The 5,801-nt window shown below is 71.7% G+C and carries 5 protein-coding genes; 3 read left to right on the top strand and 2 right to left on the bottom strand.

Annotation, left to right across the window (positions count from 1 at the left end; all coding sequences use genetic code 11):
- The 3 genes from G6031_RS16965 to G6031_RS16955 form a co-directional block, all read left to right on the top strand.
- Positions 1 to 1,940, top strand: a 1,940-nt coding sequence (locus G6031_RS16965; RefSeq protein ID WP_241737399.1) for a penicillin-binding transpeptidase domain-containing protein, incomplete at its 5' end; no start/stop codon positions are given.
- A gap of 17 nt (positions 1,941 to 1,957) precedes the next feature.
- A complete protein-coding gene (locus G6031_RS16960) occupies positions 1,958 to 2,842 on the top strand; it encodes an SDR family NAD(P)-dependent oxidoreductase (protein WP_182653899.1) in 885 nt (294 codons plus the stop codon).
- An 81-nt stretch (positions 2,843 to 2,923) separates the two neighbouring features.
- On the top strand, positions 2,924 to 4,750 hold the full coding sequence (locus G6031_RS16955; RefSeq protein ID WP_182653898.1) for an acyl-CoA dehydrogenase: 1,827 nt from the start codon (positions 2,924 to 2,926) through the stop codon (positions 4,748 to 4,750).
- Between the two features lie 31 nt (positions 4,751 to 4,781).
- Here G6031_RS16955 and G6031_RS16950 read toward each other — a convergent pair whose 3' ends face one another.
- Both G6031_RS16950 and G6031_RS16945 read right to left on the bottom strand, forming a co-directional pair.
- A complete protein-coding gene (locus G6031_RS16950; protein ID WP_182653897.1) occupies positions 4,782 to 5,240 on the bottom strand; it encodes an SRPBCC domain-containing protein in 459 nt (152 codons plus the stop codon).
- Between the two features lie 7 nt (positions 5,241 to 5,247).
- Positions 5,248 to 5,634 (bottom strand): metalloregulator ArsR/SmtB family transcription factor, encoded by a 387-nt coding sequence (locus tag G6031_RS16945; protein ID WP_182610734.1) that lies wholly within the window; start codon positions 5,632 to 5,634, stop codon positions 5,248 to 5,250.
- Positions 5,635 to 5,801 lie beyond the last annotated feature (167 nt).

The following is a 5,801-nucleotide window of genomic DNA, read 5'->3' as shown; positions in this document are numbered from 1 at the left end:
CGACACCGCGCCGCCCCTGCCCCAGCAGCGCCCGCCGCCGACCCCGCCCCGTCGCCGGACTCGTCGCGGCGGCCCTGACGGTGGCCCTGACCGGTACCGGGTGCGCGGCGTTGACCGGTGACACCGGCACCGATGAACTCCAGCAGTTCCTCTCGGCGCTGAGCAGCGGCGACCTCGCGGGGGCGGCCGCGCTCACCACCGATCCGGTGGCGGCGCAGGAGACCCTCGAGGCCAACGTGCTGGCGATGGGATTCACGCCGACCCTCTCCGCCGGGGCCCCGGACGGGGACCGACGCCCGGACCGCGACCCCGTGACGGTCGAGATCACCTGGGACATGGGGACGGCCGGAGACGACGAGCCCGACAACGACGAGGCCGACGACGACGAAACCGGCTCCGACCCGGCCGGCGGGACCCCCGGCACGGAAGGCGCCGCCCGCATCGTCACGACCACCGGCGAGGCGCGGACCACCAGGGTCGGCGAGGACTGGAAGGTCGAGTGGGCGCCGACGATCCTCGACACCCGCCTCGAGCCGGGGGGCACCCTGGCCTTCTCCGAGATCCTGGACTACGACACCTCGGTCCTCGACCGCACGGGCGAACCGCTGCTGCAGTGGACTCCGGTGACCGCGGTGACCCTGGCGCCGGGGGCGGTGGAGTCGGCCGACGCTGTCGCGGCGCTGGTGAACCCCGTGGTGCCGACGATCACCGGGCAGACGATCCGCGAGGGCATGACGGAGGCGGGGGACCAGCCGTACCAGATCGTCGCGCTCCGCCCGTCCGACATCGACCCGATCCGCGAGCAGCTCGCCGCCGTCCCGGGGGTGAGCCTGCCCGAGCAGGGCCAACTCATCCGCACCGACCGGGACCTCGACTCCCCCGCTCTCACCGGGTTGCCCGACGCCTGGACCGAGGCGCTGCAGGAGGAGGGCGGCTGGACCGCGGAGATCGTCAATCCCGACGCGGAACCGATCGAGCTCGGCAGCGCCCCGGTGGGCCAGGTCGACGACCTCGTCTCCACGCTGCAGATCTCGATGCAGCGGGCCGCCCAGCAGGCGGTGGACTCCTCCGCCCTGGGCGCCTCGATCGTGGCGATCCAGCCCTCGACGGGCGGAATCCTGGCCGTGGCACAGAACTCCGCCGCCGACCGGCAGGGGCCGGTGTCCATGCAGGGCCGCTTCCCGCCGGGGTCGACGTTCAAGATCGTCACCACGGCCGCGGCGCTCGAGGCCGGCGTCGTGGGCCCGGACGAGGTCGTGCCCTGCCCGGCCTCGGTCACCGTGTCGGGGCGCACGATCCCCAACGACGACGACTTCGAGCTCGGCCCGGTGCCGCTGGAGACCGCCTTCGCCCGGTCGTGCAACACCAGCCAGGCCGTCATCAGCGACCGGCTGACGCCGGAGGCCATGAAGGACACGGCCGCGAAGCTCGGCCTGGGCGTCGGGTTCTTCGCCCCCGGCCTCGGAGCGGACACCTTCACCGGGTCCGTGCCCGTCACCGAGCAGGGCCCGGCCCGCGTGGAAGCGGCGATCGGGCAGGGCGAGGTGTTGGCCAGCCCGTTCGGGATGGCGGTCATGACGGCCTCGCTGGCGAACGGCGGGCGGATGATCCTGCCGCACGTCGTCGACGGGATGACCGGCGACGCCAACGACGCACCGGAACCGCTCGACCCCGGAGTCGTCGACACCCTGCGCCGGTACATGGAGCAGACCGTCCGATCGGGCACCGCGACGGCCGCCGGTTCGATACCCGGACTCGGGGGCAAGACCGGCACGGCCGAGGTCGGCACCGGTCCCGCCCACGGCTGGTTCGTCGGTTCCACCGGGGACATCGCCCTCGCGGTGCTCATCGAGGGAGCCGACTCCTCGGGGCCCGCGGTGTCGATGGCCGCCGGGTTCCTCGGCGCCGCAGGACAGCCCGCACCCCTCGCGCGCGGGTGAGACGGTAGTTTCGCGTCATGCGTCTCCCCCGCCTCCCGCTGTCCGACCTCCCCGTCCCCGGCCTCGCCCGGTTGCCGTTCGTCTCCTCCCCCTCCCCCACGGACACCAACCGCCGGGTACTGGTCACCGGCGGGGCGTCGGGTCTCGGTCTGGCGTTGGTCACGGCGTTCCTCGAGCGCGGCGACCGAGTGATGGTCGCGGACCTCGCGGCCACCGACGACCGGCCCGCCTCGGTCCCCGGGGATGCGCGCTATCTGCGACTGGACGTGCGTTCCGAGGAGGAATGGCAGGCGGCGCGCGCGGAGATCGAGCAGATCTGGGGCGGCATCGACGTGCTGGTCAACAACGCGGGCATCGCCCAGGGCGGCCGCATCGAGTACCTCACCGAGGAGGACTGGCGGCTCATCACGGACATCAACCTGCTGGGTGTGGCGCGGGGCTGCCGCACCTTCGTGCCGATGCTCAAGGCGCAGGGCCACGGGCACCTGGTCAACACGGCGTCTCTCGCCGGGCTCGTACACCCGCCGACCATGGCCTCCTACACGGCGGTCAAGGCGGCCGTGGTGGCGATCTCCGAGACCCTGCGGTGGGAGCTGGAGCCGTTCGGGATCGACGTGTCCGTGCTGTGCCCGTCGTTCTTCCGCACCAACCTGGCCTCGAGCCTCAACTCCTCGGACCCCGCCGCGAGCGGATTCGCGAGCAAGCTCATCGACCGCTCCGAGCGCGGCGCGGACGAGATCGCCGCCGAGGTGATGACCGGTCTGGACGCCAAGGAGTTCCTGATCCTGCCCGACCCGGACGCCCGCAAGGCCTACCGCGGCAAGCGGTTCATGCCCGCCGCGTACGCCAGGACCATGCTCGGGATGGGGCAGAAGTTCGCCCGCGCCACCAGCGGGGGCTGACGGTCCCGCGGGCCGCCCGTCCCGGTTCCGCCGGGCACGGCCCGAGTCGGCACCGCGCCCGGGGCAAGTACCCTGCGGGGCATGACTCCCTCGCTCCCCCTCCCCTCCACAGTGATGTCCCGCGCCGATCTCGACTTCCTGCTCCACGACTGGCTGCAGGTGTCCGAGCTGTGTGGGCGTGAGCGGTACGCGGACCACTCCCGCGAGACCATCGACGCCGTGGTGGACCTGTCGGCCGAGCTCGCCGAGAAGTATTTCGCCCCGCACAACCGCAAGGCGGACCTCAACGAGCCCAGGCTCGTGGGCGAGGAGGTCGAGCTCATCCCGGAGATCGCCGAGGCGCTGCGCCGCTTCGCCGACGCCGACCTGGTGGGCGCCGCGATGGACGAGCGGGTGGGCGGGATGCAACTGCCCTACACCGCCTACCTGGCGTGCATGGCGTGGTTCTACGCGGCCAACGTCGCCACCGCGGCGTACCCGCTGCTCACCACCGGCAACGCCAACCTGTTGATCGAGCACGGCTCGGACGAGCAGATCGAGCGCTACGTCAAGCCGATGGTCGAGGGCCGGTTCACCGGCACCATGTGCCTGTCCGAGCCGCAGGCCGGCTCCAACCTCGCCGACATCACCACCCGCGCCGAGCCGCAGGACGACGGGACCTACCGGCTGTTCGGGCAGAAGATGTGGATCTCCGGCGGCGAACACACGATGTCCGAGAACATCGTGCACCTCGTACTGGCCAAGGTGCCCGGTTCGCCGGCCGGTACCCGCGGCATCAGCCTGTTCGTGGTGCCGAAGTACCTGGTCGACGAGGACGGTTCGATCGGGGAGCGCAACGACATCGTGATCACCGGCCTCAACCACAAGATGGGCTTCCGCGGCACGGTCAACACCATGCCCACCCTCGGCCAGGGCATGCACACCCCCGGCGGCCGGCCGGGCGCGGTCGGATACCTCGTGGGCGAGGAGAACACCGGCCTCAAGAAGATGTTCACCATGATGAACGAGGCCCGGCTCGGCGTGGGTCTGGGCGCCACGGCCCTCGGGTACACCGGGTACCTCAAGTCGCTCGACTACGCGCGCAACCGCCCTCAGGGGCGGACCGTCGGTGCCGATCCCTCCTCGCCGCAGGTCATGCTCACCGGGCACGCCGACGTGCGGCGGATGTTGCTGGCCCAGAAGTCCTACGTGGAGGGCGCCCTGGCGCTGGGGCTGTTCTGCGCGAGGCTCGTCGACGACGAGAAGACCGGGTCCCCGGAGGAGGCCGCAGCCGCCTCCACCCTTCTCAACGTCCTCACCCCGATCGCCAAGTCGTGGCCGTCGCAGTGGTGCCTCAAGGCCAACGAACTCGCGGTACAGGTACTGGGCGGGGCCGGGTACACGATCGACTACGACGTCGAGCAGCACTACCGCGACAACCGCCTCAACCCGATCCACGAGGGCACGCACGGGATCCAGGCCCAGGATCTGCTCGGGCGCAAGGTCCTCGCCGGGGGTGGTGCCGGACTGGCCGCACTGAGCGAGCGCATCGCCGCCACCTGCGACCGGGCGGATGCGGCAGGCGGCCCGGCCGAGGAGTTCGCCGCGCTGCTCCGACCGCGGGTGACGCGCCTGATCGAGGTGACCACCGCACTCGCCGGGCTCGGGGCGACCGACCCGGAGGCGTTCCTGGCCGACGCCACCGAGTACCTCGAGGCCGCCGGTCACATCGTGATCGCCTGGATCTGGCTCGAGCAGGTCCTCGCCCTGGAAGGTCGGATCGACGACGACGCCGACGGGTTCGCCGCCGGGAAGCGGCAGGCCGCGGCGTACTTCCTGCGGCGCGAGCTGCCCGTCGTGGACGCGAAGTTCGACCTGCTGGCCGCGGGCGACCGCACCACCCTGGACATGCGCGACGACTGGTTCTGACCGACGGGACCGCCCGCCGAGCAGGCGGTCCTCAGCGGGCGGTGGACGATGCGAGCACGCCGTCCAACTCCTCGAACGCCTCGGTCCAGCCGTCGTGGACGCCGTGTTCGGAACCGCGGTCGTCGGGGTGCCGGGCCATGTGGAAGGTCATCAGGGTGCGCCCCTCGCCCGCCTCGGCGAGGTCGACGGTGATGACGGGGACCTCGTCCCCGCGCTCGTCGTCCGGGCTGCCCCAGGTGAACCGGAGCCGGTCGGGCTCGCGGACCTCCAGGTATTCGCCCGTGGCCGGCCACTCGCCGCCGTCCGGGTCGATCATGAGGTAGGCGTAGCTGCCACCCACGCGGAGATCGATCGAGACGCTCTCGGCAGGGGTCGTGACCTCGTGCGGGTGCCACCAGCGAGCGGCCAGTGTCGGATCCGTCCACGCGCGCCAGAGGGTCTCGCGCGGGGCGTCGAATGTGCGGGTGATGGTGAATTCCGGGACGGACATGATGTCGTCACTCCTTCGATCGAGGCGTGCGACCTCGATCCGTGGGGTCGGCGTGCCCGGGCCGGATGTCGGTGAGCACGTCGTCGAGTCGGTCGAACTTCTGCTGCCACAGCGCGCGGTTGCGCTCGACCCAGGCCGTGGCGGCGTCCAGCGGTTCCGGCCGGAGCGTGCACACCCGCCACTGGGCGCGCGTGCTTCGCTCGATGAGACCGGAGGTCTCCAACACCCGGAGGTGTTGCGAGATGGCGGGTGCACTGATGTCGAACGGTTCCGACAACTCGCCCACAGTGGCCGGCCCGGCGCTGAGCCGCTCGAGGATCCCGCGACGCGTGGGATCGGCGAGCGCCTGGAACACCCGGGACAGCGGATCACCTGCCTGCTTCAATTCACTCATTCCTTAATTAGGCGATGGCTTAAGTATGCACCGTGACGCGCCACTGTCAACCCCTCGTCCACGATCACCGCCGGCCGGAGCCCTCTCGCGGCGCGGGTGCCGGTGGTCCGGCCGCGGGACCCGACGACACGACGAGGCCCGGGTCGACGCTCTCGCGTCGACCCGGG

Origin of the sequence: Dietzia sp. CQ4 (assembly GCF_014145125.1) — a bacterium.
Classification (GTDB): domain Bacteria; phylum Actinomycetota; class Actinomycetes; order Mycobacteriales; family Mycobacteriaceae; genus Dietzia; species Dietzia natronolimnaea.
Note: the sequence above shows the minus strand (reverse complement) of the source record. Positions and strands in the feature narration are given on the sequence as shown.

What these genes read in the sequence shown, in the direction of transcription:
- G6031_RS16960 (WP_182653899.1), top strand. Translation starts at nt 1,958, where the DNA reads ATGCGTCTCCCCCGCCTCCCGCTGTCCGACCTCCCCGTCCCCGGCCTC.
- G6031_RS16955 (WP_182653898.1), top strand. Translation starts at nt 2,924, where the DNA reads ATGACTCCCTCGCTCCCCCTCCCCTCCACAGTGATGTCCCGCGCCGAT.
- G6031_RS16950 (WP_182653897.1), bottom strand. Translation starts at nt 5,240, where the DNA reads ATGTCCGTCCCGGAATTCACCATCACCCGCACATTCGACGCCCCGCGC.
- G6031_RS16945 (WP_182610734.1), bottom strand. Translation starts at nt 5,634, where the DNA reads ATGAGTGAATTGAAGCAGGCAGGTGATCCGCTGTCCCGGGTGTTCCAG.